Genomic DNA, 19,553 nt, shown 5'->3' with positions numbered 1-19,553 from the left:
GATGGCGCGACACCACCAGGCGGAACCACGGCCCTTCGTCGGACGGAGTAATGAGCTCCGCTCGCTGCACGACCTACTGTCCGACGCCACCCGAGGCCACCCCGCCGTCGTCCTGCTCACGGGCGAGCCCGGAATCGGCAAGACCGCACTGCTCGACGGAGCCGTCGACTCGGCCCGTCGAAGCGGGGTCATGGTCGGCCGGGGCAACGGCGCGCCCTTGGAGCGCGAGTTCGCCTTCGGTGTCGTCCGCCAGGTCTTCGGGGGGCTCCTCGCCGACATGGGTGACGCGGAGAAGGAAGAGTTGCTGGGGGCTGCGGGGCATGCGGCGGCGACCGTCCTCAGGGACCGCGGGTTCAGCGCTCCGCCCAGCGTTCGCGGCAGCTTCGCGACGCATCACGCCCTGTACCGGCTGATGGGCGCGCTCGCGGACCGGGGCCCGCTGTTCATCGCCGTGGACGACGCCCACCTCGCCGACGCGCCGTCCCTGCGCTATCTGTCGTACGCGGTCCGCCGCATCGAGACGATGCCCCTGCTGTTCGTCCTGTCCATGACCGAAGGCGAGCGGCCGCACGCGGAGGAGCCGCTCCACGACCTGGTGGCCGCGGCGCACCGCATACGGCCGGCACCTCTGGGACCGGACCATGTCGCGGAGATCGTGCGGTGGTCGGTGGGCGACACCGCCGCCGCACAACTCGCCCCGGCCTGCCACGAGGTCACCCGGGGAAACCCGTTCCTGCTCGGCGAACTGCTGCACACGCTCCATGCGCAGAACACACCATCGGCGCAGATCACCGACGCGACAGTGCGCGAACTGGGCTCCCCGACCGTCGCCGCACGGCTGATGGCCCGATTCCGGTCCTGTCCCGACGCGGCGGCACTCGCCCATGCGGTGGCCATCCTGGGAGACCGCGCGGAATTCGGTCTCGCCGCCGACCTGGCCGACCTCGGCCTCGGCGCCGCTGCCCAGGCGCTCGACGCGCTCGTGCAGATGAAGGTTCTGCAGAACTCCTACCCGCTCACGTTCATCCACTCCTTCGTCCGCAAGGCGGTACTGGAGAACACCCCCGTCGGCCGTCGCATCGCCACGCACATCACGGCCGCCCAGCTGCTGCGCCAGGCACAGGCACCCGCCGAGCAGATCGCGGCCCACCTGCTCAACATCGGCTCGACTCCCCTTCCGTGGGCCGTGGACGTCCTGCGTCGAGCGGCCTATCTGGCCGAGGAACGGGGCGCCCCCGATGTCGCCGCCACCTACCTGCAGCACGCGCTGCGTCAGCGCCCCTCCCCGGCCGAGCGCACCCGCCTGCTGACCGAACTGGGCAGTGCTGAAGTGGCCTTCGCCCCGGCCCGGGGCATCGATCGACTGCGTACCGCGCTGGAGGACGCGGTCGACGCTAGGGACGCCGCGCGGGCGGCACTGAGCCTCGTTCCCGCACTGTGCATCGTCTGCGCCCACGAGGAAGCCGTGGACGTGGCCGATGCCGTCCTCGCCCGGCTCGGTCCGGACGACCGCGATCTGACCTGGGCACTGAACTCCATGGCGATGGTCTCGCAGTTCCAGCGGATGTCGACCGTGCCCGAGGCTCGAGCACGCATCGACCGCATGTCCGCACAGGTGCCGGACAGCGCCAACCTGCGGCGGTCGCGGTTGGCGTTCATGGCGGCGATGAACAGCTGGCACGGCCGGTCGCGAGAGCAGGTCGTACGGTTCACCCGAGACGCCCTCACCGGAGCCGACGCGCTGTTCTTCCGGCCGCCCGGCTACTACTCGCTGTTCTCGCTCGCCTGCGCCGACGAACCCGAGACCGCCAAGGAGCTGTACGCGGTGGCGGACCGCATCGCCAAGGACAGCGGATCACCACGCGCCGCCGCGATCATGGCCATGGCTCACGGCCGCCTGTCACAGGCCTTCGGCGATATCGCCCGCGCCGCCGACGAGTTCCGCGCCGCTCTCGCGGCCTTCAGGGACTGCGGCACCGCCCACGCCACCGACGGCGACGCGCTGAGCTGCGTCGCATGGCTCGTCGACGTCCTCGTGCCCGCCGGCCGACTGCGCGAGGCGCACAAAGCCCTGGCCGACTGGGGGCTACTGGCCGACCCGCTCCCCGAACTCCTCCACCACAACTTCGTCCTGTGTGCCCGCGGCTCACTGCGGATCGCCGACGGCGACCCGCACGGCGCCATCGACGACCTGGAGGAGTGCGGCCGCCGGGCCGAGGTGTGGCAGATGCGGAACCCGGCGGTGGCTCCCTGGAGAACGCGGGCCGCCATGGCGTACACCCGGCTCGGCACGGTGGACCGCGCACGCGAGCTGGCAGCCGAGGAACTGTCCTACGCCCGGCAATGGGGCACCGCCCGCACGATCGGCAACGCCCTGCACGCGCTCGGCAGAGCAGCCGACGGCGAGGAGAGAGCCACGTTGCTCACCGAGGCGGTGGCCATGCTGGAGCGATCCCCTTCCCGGCTCCACCTGGCTTGCGCGCTGCTGGACTTCGGCGTCCACGCGCACGAGCGAGGCCGGCGGGAGACCGGCCTCGACGCCCTCCGACGGGCCGCCGAACTGGCCCGCTCGTGCGGCGCGGAACCCCTTGAGACACAGGTCCGCGGCCACCTTGCGGCCCTTGAGCCGAGCCGGGGCACGGCGCGGCGCACAGCACCGGACGGCCTCACCCCGCAGGAGCACCGGATCGCCGTGCTGGCAGCCCAGGGGGCGACGAACCGGCAGATCGCCGAGCAGTTGTGCGTCACGATCAGAAATGTGGAGTTCCACCTGTCCGGCGCATACCGCAAGCTCAGGGTCAAACGCGACGGGCTCGCAGCGGCGCTGAGCTCTGGCGGCACGCCGACCGAACAGGGCCCTCAGCCAGACAGTGGGTAGCACGTCAGCAATTGCGTGCCTGCCAAACGCCCATGGCAAAATCAGCGGGTGCAGATCGGGATGCTGGGTCCATTCGAGGTGCGCACGGACGACGGCGGCCTGGTCGACGTGCCGGGCGCGCGGCTGCGCGGACTGCTGATCGCCCTCGCGCTCAAGCCGGGGCACGCGGTCCCGAAGGCGTCGCTCGTCGACTGGATCTGGGGGGAGCACCCGCCGGCCGATGCGACGAACGCCCTCCAGCGCCTGGTTTCCCGGCTGCGGAAGGCACTGCCGGACGGGGTGGTCGAGGGGCAGACGGACGGCTACCGGTTGACGGTGGGGCCCGACGCCGTCGACGCCGTGCGGTTCGAACGCCTCGTCATCGCGGGCCAGGCCCGCACCGAGGAGGCTTCCCGGCGGGTGCGGCTGCTACGCGAGGCCCTCGAGCTGTGGCGCGGTGCGGCCATGCAGGACGTCAGCCTGCAGGGCAGCGCCGCGTTCGACGCCGCGGTCGTCCGGCTCGAGGGGTTGCGCCTGACGGCCACGGAGGAGCGGTTCGACGCGGAGCTCACCCTCGGGCGCGGCGCGGAGGTGGTCACGGAGCTGACCGACCTGGTGGCCGCGCATCCGATGCGGGAGCGGCTCGTCGCCGCGCTGATGCGCGCCCTCGTGGCGGCCGGTCGCGACAGCGAGGCGCTGCTGGTGTACGAGCGTACGAGGGAGGCCCTGGCCGACGCGCTGGGCATGGACCCCTCGCCGGAGCTGTCCGCGGTGCATGTCGCGCTGCTGCGGGGCGAGCTGGGGCGGGGCCTGCGGCGAAAGGAAGCGACCCGCAAGACCAATCTGCGCGCCGAGCTGACCAGCTTCGTCGGCAAGGACGCCGATGTCGCCGCGGTCCGCGAACTCGTCGCCGACCACCGGCTCACCACCCTGATCGGCCCTGGCGGCTCGGGGAAGACCAGGCTGGCCACGGAATCCGCGTGCACCCTGCTCGGTGACCTGCCGGACGGCGCCTGGCTGGTGGAGCTCGCGGCCATCGGCGCCGACGGTGACGTGGCGCAGGCGACACTCGCCGGGCTCGGCCTGCGGGACACCCTGCTCGGCGAGGCACCGAACATGGAGCCGACGGACCGGCTCATCGCCGCGATCCGCGACCGCGAGACGCTGCTGATCCTGGACAACTGCGAGCATGTGATCGAAGCGGCGGCGGCGTTCGCCCATCGGCTGCTCGGGGAGTGCAGGCGGCTGCGGATCCTGGCGACGAGCAGGGAACCGCTCGGCATCACCGGCGAGGCGCTGTGGCCGGTCCAGCCGCTTGCCCTGCCGGAGAGGGACGCCCGCCCCGGCGAGATCGAGTCCGCGCCCGCCGTCCGGCTGCTGCGGGACCGGGCGAGCGCGGTGCGCACGGATCTCGCGGTCGACGCCCGCACGCTGTCGACGATGGTGCGCATCTGCCGGGCGCTCGACGGGATGCCGCTGGCGATCGAACTGGCCGCGGCCCGGTTGCGCACCATGTCCATCGACCAGCTCGCCCACCGGCTCGACGACCGGTTCCGCCTGCTGACCGGCGGCAGCCGCACCGCGCTGCCGCGGCACCGGACGCTGCGCGCGATGGTCGACTGGAGCTGGGAGCTGCTGACCGACGCCGAACGGACGGTCCTGTGCAGGCTCTCGGTGTTCTCGGGCGGGGCGAGCCTGGAAGCGGCCGAGCGGGTCTGCGTCGGCGACACCGTCGAGCAGGAGGAGGTCCTCGAGCTGCTCACCGCGCTGACCGAGAAGTCGCTCCTCGTCGCCGCGGGTGACAGCGCACCGCGCTACCGGATGCTCGGCACGATCAAGGAGTACGCCGCGCAGCGCCTCGCCGAGGCGGGGGAGTCGGAGCTGGCGCGCCAGGCGCATCTCGCCTGCTTCACCGAACTCGCCGAGACCGCCGACCCGCAGCTGCGCCGCTCCGACCAGCTGGAATGGCTCGCCACGCTCACCGCGGAGCACGACAACATCAGTTCCGCGATGCGGGGCGCGCTCGCGGCGGGCGAGGCACAGGCGGCGATGCGGCTCGCGGCAGGAGCCGGCTGGTACTGGTGGTTCAGCGGCCACAAGACCGAAGGCGTCGAGCTGATCACCGCGGCCACCAACACCCCCGGCGAGGTGGACGACGAGACCCGGGCCCTGGTGTACGGGCTCGTCGGGATGTTCGCCAGCTCCGGGCGGGCCGACGAACGCGACGCGGCGGAGTGGATCCACGAGACGTACCGGCTCCGCGAGCGCATCAAGTCCCCCAACCCTCTGCTGTCCCTGATCGTCCCCCTGGAGCGCATACTGCGGGAGCCGGGCGCGTTCCTGTCCGCGTGGGAACCGCTGCTGGACCACGAGGACCCCTGGGTGCGCGCGCTCGCCCGGCTGCACCTCGGCAAGATGCGGGTCATGGCAGGCGACGGGGGGCGGGACGCGGACGCATGCCTCGAGACGGCGCTCGCCGAGTTCCGTGTGATCGGCGACCGGTTCGGGATCTACTTCGCACTGGCCGAGCTGGCGGACCGCATCGCCGTGCGCGGTGAGTTCGCCCGTGCGTGCGCACACCTGGAACAGGCGATCGCGGTCGTCACCGAGGTCGGGTCCGTCGAGGACATCATCCGGATGCGGGCGCGCCAGGCCCAGCTGTACTGGCTCCTCGGCGACGAGGACGCCAGCGCGGCCGCCATGGCTGAGGCGCAGCGGTACGCCGAGAAGGTCACCTGGCGGGAGGCGCTGGTCGAGCTGGCCTTCACGAAGGCGGAACTCGCTCGCTGGAGCGGCGACGCCGAGGAGGCTCGCAGGCAACTCGACGTCGCGATGACCATGCTGGGCGACGAGGCGGAGCGTGCAGGCATCCGCGGGGTGACGCACGACTTGCTGGGCTACCTCGCCGACGATCTCGACGAGGCCCGTGAACACTACGCCGCGGCCTGCAAGGCGGCGGCCGAGTCGGGGTACGCGCTCATGATCGCGCAGGTGCTCGTCGGCGTCGCGGACCTGGCGCTGCGCCGCGACCAGCCCGAGCAGGCCGCGCGGCTGCTCGCGGCGAGCGCGGGCGTACGCGGGCTGCAGGACCGCTCCCACCCGGACGTAGCCCGGATCGAGCAGACCGCGCGGCGCCGCCTCGGCGACGCGCGGTTCGCCGAGGCGGCTCGGGAGGGGACGCGGACCAGCTGGTCGCAGCTGGTCGAGGTCACGCTCGCTTCTTGAACGTGGAGACCGCCCACACGTACCCGAGGACGGCGAGCCCGACGCACCAGGCGAGGGCCGCGATCGCGTCGCCGGTCGACAGGTCGCCTCCCAGCAGCCCGCGCAGCGTCTCGATGATCGGGGTGAAGGGCTGGTACTCCACGAACTGCCGCACGCCGGTGCCCATCGTGTCCGCGGGCACGAACGCGCTGCTCAGGAACGGCAGCATGACCAGCGGCACGGCGGCCATACCCGCCGACTCCGCGGTCTTCGCGGCGAGGCCCATGGCGACGGTGAGCCAGCCGGCCGCGAAGCTGAGCAGCACGACGAGACCGATCACGCCGAGCCAGTCGACGGCGCTCGCGTCCGGGTCGAACCCCATCGCGAAGGCCACCCCGATGATGGCCGCGCAGGCCACCAGGCAGCGCACCGTGGTGACGACGACGTGTCCGGTCAGCATGGCTCCGCGGGAGACGTCCATGGTCTTGAACCGGTTGATGATGCCCTTCGTCATGTCGTCGTTCACGGCCGTCGCGGTGGCCCCGAGGCCGTAGCTGACGGCCATCACGAGCAGACCCGGCGTCGCGTAGTCGATGTAGTCGACGTCGGGGCCGACGTTGAAGGCGCCACCGAACACCTTGACGAACATGAGCATCATCACGATCGGGAACAGGACCGCGTTGAACATCGTGGTCGGGTTCCGCAGGGTGTGCTTCAGGTTGCGGCGCAACATGATCGCCGAATCGGCCAACGGTGTCGAGACAGTGCTCACTGTGCGATCGCCTCCTTGCTCGTGCGCTCGGTCAGGGCGAGGAAGACGTCGTCGAGGTCGGGGGTGTGCAGGGTCAGCTCGTCCGCCTCGATGCCGGCCGAGTCCAGCCAGTCGAGGATGACACGCAGCTCGCGCTGGCTGCCGTCGCTCGGGATCTGCAACGACAGCGTCTCGTCGTCGGTGGTGACCTCGCGCAGCGCGGTGGCGGCCGCCCGGTACGCGGCCGGGTCGGTGAACCGCAGCCGCACGTGCCCGCCCGGGATGAGCCGCTTCAGCTCATCGGCGCTCCCCTCGGCGGCGATCCTGCCGTCGCTCAGCACCACGATCCGGTCGGCGAGCTCGTCGGCCTCGTCCAGGTACTGGGTGGTGAGGAAGATGGTGGTGCCCTCGGCCACCAACTCGCGGACGATCTCCCACATCGTGCGCCTGCTGCGCGGGTCGAGACCCGTCGTCGGCTCATCGAGGAAGATGATCTGCGGGTTGCCGACCAGCGTCATCGCCAGGTCCAGCTTCCGGCGCATACCGCCGGAGTAGGTCGACGCCAACTTGGCCGCCGACTCCACCAGGTCGAACCGCTCCAGCAGCCGCGTGACCACCTGGTCGCCGGAGCGCACGCGCTTCAGGTCCGCCATCAGCTGCAGGTTCTCCCGACCCGACAGCAGCTCGTCCACCGCGGCGAACTGACCGGTCACTCCGATGACCGAGCGCACCTCCTTGGTCGCGGTCGCCACGTCGTGCCCCATGACGCGCACCGTCCCGGCGTCTGCTTTCAGCAACGTCGTCAGGACGTTCACCGTCGTCGTCTTGCCCGCCCCGTTCGGGCCGAGCATGGAGAAAACCGATCCCGCGGCGACTTCGAAGTCGATGCCGTCGAGCACGACCTTGTCGCCATATGCCTTGCGCAGCCCTGAAACTGCGATTGCCGAACTCTTCATGCCTCCACCATCCCCGCCGGGCCTGTCACCCATCTGTCACGCCCCTGACACGACCACTGACACGGAGTTCCACCGCATCGCCCCTGGTCAGAGCACCGCCACAGCCCACAGGCGACCGCCTCCGCTTCGACGGCAACCGCCTGCGCCGGGCCCTCCCCCAGGCTGAACCGTCAGCCCGCTCGCTCCGCCGGAGCAACCAGGACCAAGGGGATCTCCCGGGTCGTGGCGGTGCGGTAGCCCGCGTACGCCGGCATCGCGGCTATGACGACCGGCCACAGGCGGGCCGCCTCGGTCACCGTGGCCGGCCGGGCCGTCGCCGTGAAGGTGGCCGCCCCGACCTGGAGCGTGACTTCCGGGGTGGCCAGCAGGTTCAGGTACCAGGCCGGGTGGTGGTCCGCGCCCGCGTTGGACGCCGTCAGGACGTACGCGTCCCCATCCCGCACATAGGCGAGGGCTGTGCGGCGCAGCAGGCCGGACTTGCGGCCCCTGGTGGTCAGGAGCAGGTCGTTCACCCCGGGGCGGGGGCGGCCGCCGGTCTCCTCGAAGCGGCGGATGTGGTCGGCGACCCAGGGCGTCGGGTTGTCGTGGACCGTGTGCGTCATACGGCGGACACCCCCACGTGAGTCCGGTGCAGGGTCGGGACCTCGACCTCGTCCAGCAGCGCACGGGCGAAGTCCCCCGGCGTGATCCGGCTGTCGGCGGCGGCCGGGGTGACCGCGTACCCGCCCGAGGGCTCACCCTCGTGGTCGAAGTCCCCCGCCGGGCTCAGCACCGCCCAGTCCAGCGCCGCCGGCGCGGCCGCCCGCAGCGCGTCGGTGCCGGCGCCGTGGCCGACGAAGAACTCCCGCCAGTCCTGCGGGTACCCGGGGGTGTCCATCAGCAAGGCCCCGGACGCGGTGGGGAGTACGGACGCCAACCCGACCGACACCAGCCGCCGCACCCCGGCCGCCGCGAGCCCCTCCGCGAGGGCGCGGGCGACGGCGGGAAAGAACTCGCCGGGGCGTGCCCCTGGGTCGTACACGGCGACGATCGCCGCGTCGTGCCCGGCCGCGAGCCGCGCCACGGCCGCCGGGTCCGTCGCCTCCCCGTCGGCCCGCCTGGCCGCCGTGACCTCGTGGCCCCGTCGCCGGGCCTCCGCCACGGCCGCCCCGCCGACCCTGCCGCCGGATCCGAATACGATGATTCTGCTGCTCTTCGCTTCCATGGGCGGGAGCGTAGGCGGATGGCTGGTTTCCGATCGGATACCGCCTTACGGTAAGGATCATGGCGAAGTCCCAGGCCGTACGGGCCCCACTGGATCCCGAGATGTTCGACCCCGTCTGCCCGTCCCCGCTGGTGCCGTTCCGCGTGGGCGACAAGTGGGCCACGATGATCCTGCGGTGCCTGCAGGACGGCCCGCGCCGGTTCTCGGAGCTCAAGGTCCCGCTGCGCGGCGTCACGGCCAAGTCACTGACCCAGTCCCTGCGTGGGCTGGAGCGGGCCGGTTTCGTCGTACGGGAGGAGTACAGGGGAACGGAGCGCCGTGTCGAGTACGCCCTGACCCCGCTCGGCCGGGGCCTGCTGGGGCCGCTGGACGCGGCCTGCGCATGGACACGGGATCACTGGGACGAGCTGATCGACGCGCACGAGGCAGGTTCATTGGGGGCGGCTGATGGCTGATCAGTTCGGGAGGCGGTGCTGATTCTGTCGGCATCTGTCGGCGCGGGGCACGACCCGGCACACCTGGGGTGGGCGTGTTCACGCCCGATCGCGGTGGGGCCCGCCCCTGGAAGTAACCGTCTCTCAACCTCCCGTATGCGATGAGGCGTCTCTACCTGGTAGGGGCTATCGCATGCGTCCACCGGGTCGGCCCTGGCCCGCGCGCGTGCGGAGAAGGAGGGGGACGTGGGAATCGATGCGGATCTGCTGGCGGTGGTGCCGCTGGATGCCGAACGTGCGAAGGACCTCGCGGTCACTGGCGCCAAGGCCGCTCATCTGGCCCGCGCGGCCGTGGCGGGGCTGCCGGTGCTCCCAGGCTTCGCCCTCGTACCCGCCGGGCGGGCGAAGGGCGCCCCCACCGGAGAAGAAGCGCTGCGCCTGGCCTGGCGCGAGCTGTCCGGTGAAGGCGGGCGGCCGTTGGTCGTACGGTCCTCCTCGGCGCACGAGGACACGGAGGACTCCTCGATGGCCGGCCGCTTCGAGTCCGTGCTCGACGTAGGAAGCTGGGAGGAGTTCACCGCCGCGGTGCGGGCGGTCCTCGACTCGGCCCGCCGCGTGCAGGTGCTGCATCCTCCCGAGGGGCGGAACGCGGACCCGCTGGACGGCATGGCGGTCCTGGTGCAGCCGATGCTGCGGGCGGTCACCGGCGGGGTGATGTTCGGCGCGGACCCGGTGGAGGGCCGCGAGGACCGCATCCTGGTCAGCGCCGTCAGTGGCGGCCCCGACCGGCTGGTGGACGGCAGCACCCAGGGAGTGCGCTACCAACTGTCCCGCTCAGGCAGACGGTTACGGGCCGATCCGGCCGAACCCCGCTCCGCACGGCTGCTCGGCCGGCGCGAGACCACCTCGCTGGCCCGGCTGGCCAGGAAGACCCAGCGGGTGTTCGGCAGCCCCCAGGACATGGAGTTCGGCTTCGACGCCGAGGGGCGCCTGTGGCTGTTCCAGTCCCGTCCGATCACCGCGATGGCCGTCCGGCCGCCGCGCGGCGCGCGGCTGCTGGGTCCCGGCCCGGTCGCCGAGACCTTTCCCGGGGTGCTCCAGCCGCTGGAGGAGGACCTGTGGGTCACCCCCATGTCCCACGGCCTCACCCTCGCCCTCGACATCGCGGGAGCCGCCCCCCGGCGGCAGCTCCGCACCCTGCCGGTGGTCACCACCGTCGACGGCCGGGCCGCCGCCGACCTGCACCTCCTCGGTGCGGCGCCCGCCACCCATCCCCTACTGCGCCTCATCAACCCGGCGCCCGGTGCCCGCCGCGTCATGGCCGCCTGGCGAGTGGGACGGCTGCGCTCCGCGCTGCCGCTGCTCGCGCTGGACCTCATGGCCGACGTCGACCGGCACCTCGCCCACCTGCCCGCCCCGCAGCAGATGCTCAGCGGCCAGATCCTGGACGCCGTCTCCTGGGGGCGCGCCGTACTGTCCTCCCTGCACGCGCAGGAATCGCTGGCCGGCGCGCTGCTCGGGCCGGGCTCGGGTGCGACGGCCGCCGGTGAGGCGCTGGCCGTGCTGGCCGAGGTCCGGGCGCAGGGCCTGAGCGACGACCAACTGCTCGCCCGCCACCCCGTTCTGCTGTCCCTGCTGCCCCCCACGCTCGGCGAACGCGGCGCCCTCCCGGAGGCCACGGCCGGGACCGGCGTGCCACACGGTGTGGGAGCGCTCCCGGTCCGCGAGGGCCTGCGGCTGCGTATCCGCTGGGTGCAGGAGATGCAGGCCGGGATGATCCGCGAACTCAGCGCCAGGCTACGCGTCGGTGACGGTGTGATCGGGCTCTCCCGCCTCCTCCTGCTGCGCTGGAGCGAGCTGACCGAGGCCGCGGACGGCGGCGGACTCCCGCCCGACCTGGCCGAGCGCCTCCCCCGGCCGGACGCCCCGGCCCTCCCCGCCGCCTTCCGGCTGGCCGACGGCCACCCGGTGGCACAGATCACGGTGGGTCGCGGCCGCACCGGCGCGGGCCAGGGCGCCGGCGGAGGCTTCGGCACCGGCATCGCCTGGGACGGCCACGGCGACCGGCCCGAGCACGCGGTGCTGGTCGTCCGCGCGCTGGACCCCACCCTGGCTCCCCTGCTTCCCGGACTCGCGGGCCTGGTGGCCGAGACCGGCAGCGTCCTGTCCCACCTGGCCGTACTCGCTCGCGAGTACCGGGTGCCCACCGCCGTCGGCGTACCCGGCGCCCTGGACCGCTTCCCGCCCGGCACCGGACTGTCGGTGGACGGCGGCACCGGAGCGGTGGAGAAGACCGGTGAACACGCGCCGCGGACCTCGGCGAGCGGGAAGGGAGCGGCGGCGTGAAGTATGTGAGCTACCTCTTCGGCGGGCTCTCGGCCGCCTACGCCGGGTACTACGTGGTGCTGTACCTGTACCGGTGGGAGTGGCAGCGCGCGCTGATCTCCGGCGTCCTGCTCCTGGTGATCGAAGGCTTCCTGGTCTGCCTGATCCTGCTCTCCCGGCTGTCCCGGCTGGAGCGGCGGCTGGCGGAGTACGACGCCCGCGTCGATGAAGTACGGCGGCGGCTGGAGCAGTCCCGGGAGACGGCGCAGGACCGCCGCTTCCGCTGGATCGCCTCCCAGGACGTGAACGGCACCCAGCGGACCTTCGTCTTCATCCCCGTCCTCATGGTGGCCGGAGCCGCCCTCTCCGGCGTCGCGTTCGTCATACAGAAGATCGCCTCAGCCACCGCCCGCCCGGACGCGGAACGCCGTCTGGCCGGACGGCTGGCAGCCCTCACCGCCCCGGCCGACACCGCGCCCGGCGCGGTGTCGCGCGCGGCGCGGCTGGAAGACCGGCCGGCCGTACCGCCGTCCCGCGCCGGGCGGAAGCTGGCGACCCTGGCCGCCGCCGTCGCCGCTGTGGCGCTCCTGACGCTGCTGCGGGGCAGCCTGGCCGACGCCACCCAGACCCGCCCGGAAGCCACCCCGGACGCGGCGGCCACCACCGTGGTGTTCCGGGTCGAGATGCGCGGCGACGAGACCCCGGAAGCCCAGGAACTCGCCGCGGGCGACCTGTGGCAGACCTGCCGCCGCTCCACCGCCGCCCTGAACGACCGGGCCTTCCTGCAACGCCTGGAGAACGAGGTGTACGCCGGGGTGATCCGCCCCGCCCTTCCCCCGCACGACCTGATGCGGTTGCGGGGCTGCATCGAAGACGCCTCGACGAACCGCGCGACGGCGAGTGTCCTTGGCGAGGGTCAGGCCGAACCCCGGCGCTGAGTGGCCGTCGGGCGTGCTCATTCCCCGGCGAACACCAGGACGGTGTTCTGCCCACCGAAACCGAATGAGTTGCTGACAGCGGCGTTGATGGCCGCGGCCCGGGGGGCTTGGGTGACGATGTCCAGTTCCCAGTCGCCGTCCTGGCGTTGGAGGTTGGCGGTGGGAGGGATGAGCTGGTGTTGCTGGGTGAGGACGGTCAGGGCTGCCTCGATGGCGCCGGCCCCTCCCAGAGCGTGGCCCAGAATGCTCTTCGGGGCGGTGACGGGGGGCGGCACCGGGCCGAAGACGCGGTGCAAGGCGCGTGCCTCGGCTCTGTCGCCGAAGGGGGTTGAGGTGCCGTGGGCATTGACGTGCCCGACGTCGCGTGGCTGGAGGCCCGACTCCTTCAACGCCGTACGCAGGGCGCTCTCGACGCCGGTGCCCTCGGGGTGCGGGGCCACCGGATGGTGGGCATCGCTGGTGCAGGCGTGTCCACAGAGCAGTGCACGCTGATCGGCGCCGCGGCGCAGGGCGTGCCGGGGGCGTTCGAGGACAAGGATTGCCGCGCCTTCTCCCAGGACGAAACCGTCGCGGTCAGCGTCGAAGGGGCGTGAGGCGAGGTGCGGAGCGTCGGTGCGCTGGGAGAGGGCATGCATTTGCTGGAAGCTGGTCACGGTCATCCGCGAGCATCCGGATTCGGCGCCGCCGGCGAGAGCGATGTCGCAGGCGCCCGAGGTGACCATGTCGGCGGCGACCGCCAGGGCGGTGGCGCCGGAGGCACACGCGCTGGCAACGGTGAAGTTCGGGCCGCGGGCATCCAGGGCGATGGCGACCTCGGCGGCGGCCATGCTCGGCACGCTCCGCGGGAGCGCCAGGGGGGAGACCAGTTCCGGGTGGCCTTGGCCCATGAGATCGAACTCACGGGCGTAGGTGTGCAGGCTGTTGCTGCCGACACCGAGGACGACGGCTACGCGGGGAGCGTTCCAGGTGGCCGGGTCGAGTTTGGCGTCCCTGACCGCCTGCTGGGCGGCGGCGAGAGCGAGGTGGATGAAGGGGTCCAGGCGTCGTGCCAGTCGCCGGCCGAGTACGGCGTCGGCATCGAACCCGTCGACGCGGCAGGAGATGTCCACGGGCAGCCCCGCCAGGTCGGGATCCGTGCGAGCCAGGCTACGTCCCCGGCACACCGTGGCCCAGGTGGATTCCGTGGTGAGTCCGGCGGGGGTGATCATCCCGATGCCGGTGACAGCGGCCTCGCAGCGCATGTCCGTTCCCTTTCGTCGTGGGGTGTGGCGACGCGGTGGCTGAGCGAGCGGGCTTGAAGAAGCTCTCAGGGGCCGCGGTGCGTACCAGGACCGGGAGTTCGCGCGGGGCGGGCGCGCGGGGTCAGGAACCGGAGCACCTTGCCTCTCCGTCCCCGACGGTCCGGTGGGGCCGGCGTCGGTGCGGGGACTGCGGGAAGGACCAGAGGACTAGGCCGCAGTGGTTTGGGGCGGGAGGTGCCGTCCGACCACCTCGATGATCCGGTCGACCTGGTCCGGCGTGTGTGCCGCCGTGACCGTGATGCGGAGGACGAGCTGGTCCCCGGCCACACTGGGTGGCAGAAACGCCCCTGTGAAGACACCCGCGTCGAGCAATGCCCGCCATGTCTTCAGACCCGGTTCGGGCTCCCCCGCTGGCAGTGCGACCGCGGGGCCTGGCCAGGCCGGCATACGGTGCCCCAGCTGCGCCAGGCCGCGATGGAGGCGTTGCGCCGAGTCCCGCAGCGCGGCGCGGAGCTCGGGCCGCGCGCGAGCCGTCCGTACGGCCGTCAGCGCGGCGGCTGCGGACGCCGGTGGCAGCGATGCCGAGTAGACCTGGGCAGTTCCGAAGTGACGCAGGTTGCGGATGGCTTTCACCGAGCCTGCGACGAACCCACCGCTGGAGCCGAACGCCTTGCAGAGGGTGCCGGTGACGATGTCGATCGCGCCCTCGGCGTCGAAGTGCTCGCCAATACCTCGCCCGTTGTTTCCGAGCACGCCGAAGTCGTGCGCGCCATCGACGATCAGGCCGGCGCCGTAGCGCTCGGCCAGTTCGGCAAGTTGCGGAAGTGGGCAGAGGTCACCGCCGAGAGAGAACGCGCCCTCGGTGAGAATGACGGGGGTCTTGCCCTTTTTGACGGCGGTACGCATGAGCCTTTCGGCATGGGCGATGTCGTTGTGCCCGAACCGGCGGTGCTCAGCTCGTCCGAGGGAAACGGATTCCACGAGAGAGGCGTGGATGTGCTGGTCCGCGATCACCATGTGATGGGTGCCGAAAAGAGCGGACAGCGAAAGGTTGGCCTGGAACCCCGTCATGGTCAGCATGACCGCAGGACGGCGGAGAAAGTCGGCCAGCTCCTCTTCCAGCTCATGATGGAGTCCAATGGTGCCGAGCAGCGGAGAACCGGTGCAGCAGGTGCCGTACTTGGCGGCAGCTTTCGCGGCCGCCGAGCACACGCCGGAATCGGTCGCAAGCCCCAGATAGTCCGTCGAGGCCGCGTTGATCGCGCGTACGCCATCGACGACTACCTCCCCCGGCGTTGGCCGGTCCCCAATGACCAGGTAATAGGGATAGATGTCGCGACGGGTGACGAACTCGTCGAGTATGGGGACATCATCGATCCAGCCAGTCATGGTGATCCTGTCGATAGGGGGTTCGTCGCAGCGCATCCCGGCCGCGCCTACTTCACGACCGTACGCGTGGAATCCCGGCGTTGAGAGGATGCTTCCTCGGCTGGAACGAAATTCGCTGCGATCTCTTCGAGGGTGCTGTCGAGGTTCACGGCATCCTCATTGAACCGCATTCCCGTCCTTTCCCTGATCATCACTTCCAGTTCCACCAAGGACAACGAGTCCAGTTCGATATCTCGGGCCTTGGCTTGGGGACGAACCAAGTCGTCCGCTATCCCGAACTCCTGGACCAACAGGAGAGCCACCGTCTCGTACATTGACGCGCACCCTTCTCGTACTGGCGGTTTCCATGCAGTCGGCCAGCCGCCCGAGATCGATTCTGCACCCGGTAGACGAAGAGCGCATGCCGACCCCTGACATTTCCACCAGGGACAACGAGTCCCATGCGGTAGTCGACGAAGGCGTTGCGGGCATTCACGGCGCCTTCCGTCCCGGAACTGAGTGATGCCGGGCCGGTTCACCTGAAAGGCTGAGGCGCTCCGTGTAGACCTTCCGGCATAAGCGGCCCGACTGGAGCAGGCTTTGGAACGCGGCCCTTGGCCTATGACCGGGAAGGCCAGCGGTGGACGCCGGTCCGGGTGCCCACCTCGTGCGGTCCCCTTAGCCTGGTGAACCGTGCGAAGGCAACAGATCTCCCGAGTGGACCCACAGGAATCACCGTGCGCAAAGCCGCTCACACCACCGCCTCAGCCGAAAGCCCGTCCCCCGCGCCCGAGGCCGGGCCCGGGCCCGGGAGACCGGCCGACCACTCCCGGCTCGCCGCTCTCGGACGGCTCCTGGTCCGCCGCCGCGTACCCGTGCTCCTGGCCGTGCTGCTGGCCGTGGCGGCCGCCATCCCGGTCGGCGGAGGTGTCGCCGACCGGCTGTCCAGCGGCGGCTTCACCGACCCGGCGGCGGAGTCGTCCAAGGCCCAGGAGTTCCTCGCCGACCGCTTCGGCTCGGGTGCGCCCAATCTGGTGCTCCTGGCCCGCGCCCCGGGACCGGTCGACGATCCACGGGCCGCGTCCGCCGGGCGGGACCTCACCCGGCGACTCGCTCAGGAGCCGGGAGTGCTGTCGGCCGCGTCGTACTGGACGGCCCCCCGCGAGTCGGCACAACCGCTGAAGGCCCGCGACGGGCGCTCGGCGCTGGTGCTCCTGCGGCTGGGCGGCGACGAGGACCGGGTACGGGTCACCGCGAAGGAACTGGTCCCCCGTTTCACCGGCCGCCACGGGGCGCTGCGGCTCTCCGCGACCGGGGAGGCGCAGATCGCGGCGGAAGTCCAGGAGCAGAGCGAGCATGACCTCTTCCGGGCCGAGGCGTACGCGGCCCCGGTCATCCTGCTCATCCTGCTCTTCGTGTTCGGAAGTGCGGTGGCGGCCAGTCTGCCGCTGCTCATCGGGGTGTTCTCCATCCTGGGCACCTTCGTCGTGCTGGAGGTCCTCTCCCGCCTGACCCCGGTCTCCGTCTTCGCCGTCAACATCACCACAGCGCTGGGACTCGGGCTGGCCATCGACTACAGCCTGTTCATCGTCACCCGTTTCCGGGAGGAGATGGCCCGCGGCCTCGGCACCACCGAGGCGGTCGCGCAGAGCGTCCGCACGGCCGGGCGCACGGTGCTGTTCTCCGCGCTGACGGTGGCCCTGTCGCTGTCGGCCCTGCTGGTCTTCCCGCTGTACTTCCTGCGCTCCTTCGCCTACGCGGGCGTGGCAGTGGTGGCGCTCGCGGCCGTCGCGGCTCTGGTGGTACTGCCTGCGGCGCTCGGCCTGCTCGGCCCGCGGGTCGACGCGCTGGACGTGCGGCGGCTGTTCCGGAGGCGACGGCCGAAACCGGACGCCGACCAGGGCACGGGGGCCGGGCAGGCCACAAGGAACGGCGGCTTCTGGCACCGGCTCGCCACCGCGGTCATGCGGCGGCCGGTGCTGTGTGCGACCGGCGTGATCACCTTGCTGGTGGTACTCGGCCTGCCGTTCACCCGGGTCTCCTTCGGCCTGATCGACGATCGGGTCCTGCCCGGCGACGCGCCCGCGCACCGTACGGCGCAGTTCGTACGGGAAGAGTTCGCGAGCCGCGAGAACGCCGCCCTGTCCGTGGTACTGCCGACCGTCAGCGGCTCCGGCGACCGGCCGCGGGTCGCCGCCTACGCCGCCCGGCTGTCGGCCGTGCCGGGCGTGGCCCGGGTGGACACCGTCACGGGCTCCTACGTCGCAGGGCGGCAGGTGGTGGCCGCCTCCGCGGCCTCCGCCTCCTTCGCGGCGGGCGGTGCCAGCTGGCTGTCGGTGGTGCCGTCGGTCGAGCCGTACTCCTCCGCCGGGGCCAGGCTGGTGCAGCGGTTGCGGGCGGACAGCGCGCCGGGCTCGGTGCTCGTCGGCGGTGACGCCGCGGTCCTCGCGGACACCCGTGACACGCTCGCCGACCGGCTGCCCGCGGCAGGGCTGATCATCGGCGGCACGACTGTGGTGCTGTTGTTCCTGTTCACCGGCAGCGTGCTGATCCCGGTCAAGGCCGTACTGCTGAACCTACTGAGCTTGACCGCGACCTTCGGCGCCATGGTGTACGTCTTTCAGGAAGGCCACCTGCGTGCCCTGGTGGGCGACTTCACGGTGACCGGCTTGGTGGACATCACCATGCCTGTGCTGATGTTCTGCGTCGCCTTCGGGCTGTCCATGGACTATGAGGTGTTCCTGCTCTCGCGGATCAAGGAGGCGTACGCCCAGACCCGGGACAACACGCTGGCCGTCGCCGCCGGGCTGGAACTCACCGGACGCCTGGTCAGTGCCGCGGCCGCGCTCGTCGCCGTCGTCATGATCGCGCTGGCCACATCAGGAATCACCTTCCTGAAGCTGCTGGGTGTGGGCCTGGCGCTGGCCGTGCTGCTGGACGCCACGCTGGTGCGCGGCGTGCTCGTGCCGGCCGTGATGAGGCTCGCGGGCCGGGCCAACTGGTGGGCGCCGCCCGCACTGCGCCGCCTGCACGCCAGGCTGGGGCTCACCGACGAGTGATCGTCCCCCTTCGCCCGGGACCGCGGCGTCGGTCGTCGGAGTCATGGCTCCCATCGTGACGCGGCGGCCGCGGCGGGGTGTCTCGCCAGCAGCAGGAGGTGCTCCTCCGCGCCGACCTGTTCGCCTGAGGAGGGCAGCAGCTGCGGAATGCCGTCCAGGATCGGATAGCGCAGCCGCAGCCGCGGGTTGTAGAGCGCCTCGTCCGAGTGGAGCAGGGCGAGCGGGCCCTTGTCGAGCGGGCAGGCGAGGATTCTCAGCAGCGGGTCATCGGGTTTCATGGCGTACTTCCTTCGATACTTTGGACTGCCGGGTTCCGCTGATCCGGCTTCGCGGCGGCGGGCTCGGGGTTGTGGCGGGGCAGGGTGAGCAGCACGGTCACCGCCAATGCGGTGCCGCCGAGCCGCAGGGCGAGTCGCAGCGGCTCGTGCGGCAGCGGCTCGCCGAAGACGACCGTGCCGCAGGCGACGGTGAACACGCAGGTGACCGTGGTGCAGACGGGCACGATCAGTGAGGCCCGGCAGCGCTGCAGCGCCGTCTGCGAGAGCACCAGCCCGCCGGCGCCCGTGATCAGCAGCAGATACGGGTACGGGGTCAGGGCCAGCCGAGCCGGCGCCGCGCCCGGACCATGAGTCGCCAGCACCCCCGACACCCCCTTGACCGCCAGCGAACTCACCCCGTACAGCAGGCCGATGGCCACGCCGTACGCCACGCCGGTGGTCGGCAGCCGGTGCCGCCGCCGGGCCCGCCGCTCCGCCGCGACGTACAGCCACAGGCCCGTGGCCAGCGACGGCGCGCACACCGCGAGCAGCACGGCGGCGGGCGCGGAGTGGCTGATCGACTCCCCGCCGCCGTGCAGCGAGGCGACGACCATCACCAGCGCGCCCAGGATCACCACGATGCTCCGCCGCTCGCGCCCGCTGGTCCGCTCGCCCAGCACGGCGGAGGACAGCATCAGCAGCAGGACCAGACCGGACACGAACAGGCCCTGCGCGGCGGCGATCGGCAGGGTGCGGTAGACGACGAGCTGGGCGCCGAAGCCCAGTGCGAGGGCGAGTGCGCCGCCGATCCACAGCGGGCTGCCGAGCACCAGCCGCACCAGCCGGGCGGGGCTGGTGACGCTCAGCGGAGGCAGAGCGGACAGGGCGCGTTTCTCCAGCACGAAGCCGGTGCTGTAGAGGACGTTGGCCAGCAGCGCGCCCGCCACACCCCACAGCAC

Annotated in this window: 15 protein-coding genes; 6 read left to right on the top strand and 9 right to left on the bottom strand. The window is 71.8% G+C overall.

What is annotated here, in order from left to right; genetic code table 11:
* Position 1: 1 nt before the first annotated feature.
* Both ACQUSR_RS28730 and ACQUSR_RS28725 read left to right on the top strand, forming a co-directional pair.
* On the top strand, positions 2-2,878 hold the full coding sequence (locus ACQUSR_RS28730) for a helix-turn-helix transcriptional regulator (protein WP_431045506.1): 2,877 nt from the start codon (positions 2-4) through the stop codon (positions 2,876-2,878).
* 48 nt (positions 2,879-2,926) lie between these two features.
* Positions 2,927-6,082 carry a BTAD domain-containing putative transcriptional regulator gene (locus ACQUSR_RS28725; protein ID WP_431045505.1) on the top strand — a complete coding sequence of 1,052 codons (3,156 nt, stop codon included), beginning with the start codon at positions 2,927-2,929 and terminating at the stop codon, positions 6,080-6,082.
* Here ACQUSR_RS28725 and ACQUSR_RS28720 read toward each other — a convergent pair.
* The 4 genes from ACQUSR_RS28720 to ACQUSR_RS28705 form a co-directional block, all read right to left on the bottom strand.
* The gene (locus tag ACQUSR_RS28720) at positions 6,066-6,833 is read right to left on the bottom strand and encodes an ABC transporter permease (RefSeq protein ID WP_431045504.1); all 768 of its coding nucleotides are present in this window, start codon (positions 6,831-6,833) and stop codon (positions 6,066-6,068) included. The genes ACQUSR_RS28725 and ACQUSR_RS28720 overlap by 17 nt on opposite strands.
* Positions 6,830-7,768: an ATP-binding cassette domain-containing protein gene (locus ACQUSR_RS28715; protein ID WP_431045503.1), complete on the bottom strand. Its 939-nt coding sequence runs from the start codon at positions 7,766-7,768 to the stop codon at positions 6,830-6,832. The genes ACQUSR_RS28720 and ACQUSR_RS28715 overlap by 4 nt, the downstream gene beginning before the upstream one ends.
* Before the next feature lie 170 nt (positions 7,769-7,938).
* Positions 7,939-8,370 (bottom strand): nitroreductase family deazaflavin-dependent oxidoreductase, encoded by a 432-nt coding sequence (locus ACQUSR_RS28710; RefSeq protein ID WP_431045502.1) that lies wholly within the window; start codon positions 8,368-8,370, stop codon positions 7,939-7,941.
* Complete coding sequence (locus ACQUSR_RS28705) at positions 8,367-8,972, bottom strand: NAD(P)-dependent oxidoreductase (protein WP_431045501.1); 606 nt, start codon at positions 8,970-8,972, stop codon at positions 8,367-8,369. Before ACQUSR_RS28705 ends, ACQUSR_RS28710 begins: the two co-directional genes overlap by 4 nt.
* Before the next feature lie 59 nt (positions 8,973-9,031).
* On the opposite strand from ACQUSR_RS28705, the gene ACQUSR_RS28700 reads away from it, so the two are divergent.
* The 3 genes from ACQUSR_RS28700 to ACQUSR_RS28690 all read left to right on the top strand — a co-directional run bounded on the left by ACQUSR_RS28700 (position 9,032) and on the right by ACQUSR_RS28690 (position 12,669).
* Positions 9,032-9,427: a winged helix-turn-helix transcriptional regulator gene (locus tag ACQUSR_RS28700; RefSeq protein WP_431045500.1), complete on the top strand. Its 396-nt coding sequence runs from the start codon at positions 9,032-9,034 to the stop codon at positions 9,425-9,427.
* 225 nt (positions 9,428-9,652) lie between these two features.
* The gene (locus ACQUSR_RS28695) at positions 9,653-11,752 is read left to right on the top strand and encodes a PEP/pyruvate-binding domain-containing protein (RefSeq protein ID WP_431045499.1); all 2,100 of its coding nucleotides are present in this window, start codon (positions 9,653-9,655) and stop codon (positions 11,750-11,752) included.
* Positions 11,749-12,669: a hypothetical protein gene (locus ACQUSR_RS28690; RefSeq protein WP_431045498.1), complete on the top strand. Its 921-nt coding sequence runs from the start codon at positions 11,749-11,751 to the stop codon at positions 12,667-12,669. Before ACQUSR_RS28695 ends, ACQUSR_RS28690 begins: the two co-directional genes overlap by 4 nt.
* Before the next feature lie 17 nt (positions 12,670-12,686).
* On the opposite strand, the gene ACQUSR_RS28685 is transcribed toward ACQUSR_RS28690, so the two are convergent.
* From ACQUSR_RS28685 to ACQUSR_RS28675, 3 genes are all read right to left on the bottom strand, one after another.
* The gene (locus ACQUSR_RS28685; RefSeq protein WP_431045497.1) at positions 12,687-13,910 is read right to left on the bottom strand and encodes a beta-ketoacyl-[acyl-carrier-protein] synthase family protein; all 1,224 of its coding nucleotides are present in this window, start codon (positions 13,908-13,910) and stop codon (positions 12,687-12,689) included.
* 207 nt (positions 13,911-14,117) lie between these two features.
* Complete coding sequence (locus ACQUSR_RS28680; protein WP_431045496.1) at positions 14,118-15,299, bottom strand: aminotransferase class I/II-fold pyridoxal phosphate-dependent enzyme; 1,182 nt, start codon at positions 15,297-15,299, stop codon at positions 14,118-14,120.
* Positions 15,300-15,346: 47 nt separating this feature from the next.
* Positions 15,347-15,613, bottom strand: a complete 267-nt coding sequence (locus ACQUSR_RS28675) for a phosphopantetheine-binding protein (RefSeq protein WP_431045495.1) — start codon at positions 15,611-15,613, stop codon at positions 15,347-15,349.
* Positions 15,614-16,015: 402 nt separating this feature from the next.
* Here ACQUSR_RS28675 and ACQUSR_RS28670 point away from each other — a divergent pair, with 402 nt between their 5' ends.
* A complete protein-coding gene (locus ACQUSR_RS28670) occupies positions 16,016-18,337 on the top strand; it encodes an MMPL family transporter (protein ID WP_431045494.1) in 2,322 nt (773 codons plus the stop codon).
* A gap of 41 nt (positions 18,338-18,378) precedes the next feature.
* Here the strand turns inward: ACQUSR_RS28670 and ACQUSR_RS28665 are convergent, their stop codons facing one another.
* Both ACQUSR_RS28665 and ACQUSR_RS28660 read right to left on the bottom strand, forming a co-directional pair.
* Positions 18,379-18,615: a Trm112 family protein gene (locus tag ACQUSR_RS28665; protein ID WP_431045493.1), complete on the bottom strand. Its 237-nt coding sequence runs from the start codon at positions 18,613-18,615 to the stop codon at positions 18,379-18,381.
* Entirely contained in the window at positions 18,612-19,553 is a 942-nt protein-coding gene (locus ACQUSR_RS28660) for a DMT family transporter (RefSeq protein WP_431045492.1), read from the bottom strand. Before ACQUSR_RS28660 ends, ACQUSR_RS28665 begins: the two co-directional genes overlap by 4 nt.

The sequence above is a fragment of the Streptomyces sp. P1-3 genome, from assembly GCF_050613155.1.
In the GTDB taxonomy this organism is placed as follows: Bacteria; Actinomycetota; Actinomycetes; order Streptomycetales; family Streptomycetaceae; genus Streptomyces.
This window is presented reverse-complemented; position numbering and strand designations above follow the sequence as displayed.

Excerpts from the sequence above, each read along its gene's own strand:
- ACQUSR_RS28665 (WP_431045493.1), bottom strand. The coding sequence starts at position 18,615 with ATGAAACCCGATGACCCGCTGCTGAGAATCCTCGCCTGCCCGCTCGAC.
- ACQUSR_RS28700 (WP_431045500.1), top strand. The coding sequence starts at position 9,032 with ATGGCGAAGTCCCAGGCCGTACGGGCCCCACTGGATCCCGAGATGTTC.
- ACQUSR_RS28685 (WP_431045497.1), bottom strand. The coding sequence starts at position 13,910 with ATGCGCTGCGAGGCCGCTGTCACCGGCATCGGGATGATCACCCCCGCC.
- ACQUSR_RS28675 (WP_431045495.1), bottom strand. The coding sequence starts at position 15,613 with ATGTACGAGACGGTGGCTCTCCTGTTGGTCCAGGAGTTCGGGATAGCG.
- ACQUSR_RS28730 (WP_431045506.1), top strand. The coding sequence starts at position 2 with ATGGCGCGACACCACCAGGCGGAACCACGGCCCTTCGTCGGACGGAGT.
- ACQUSR_RS28710 (WP_431045502.1), bottom strand. The coding sequence starts at position 8,370 with ATGACGCACACGGTCCACGACAACCCGACGCCCTGGGTCGCCGACCAC.
- ACQUSR_RS28715 (WP_431045503.1), bottom strand. The coding sequence starts at position 7,768 with ATGAAGAGTTCGGCAATCGCAGTTTCAGGGCTGCGCAAGGCATATGGC.
- ACQUSR_RS28680 (WP_431045496.1), bottom strand. The coding sequence starts at position 15,299 with ATGACTGGCTGGATCGATGATGTCCCCATACTCGACGAGTTCGTCACC.
- ACQUSR_RS28705 (WP_431045501.1), bottom strand. The coding sequence starts at position 8,972 with ATGGAAGCGAAGAGCAGCAGAATCATCGTATTCGGATCCGGCGGCAGG.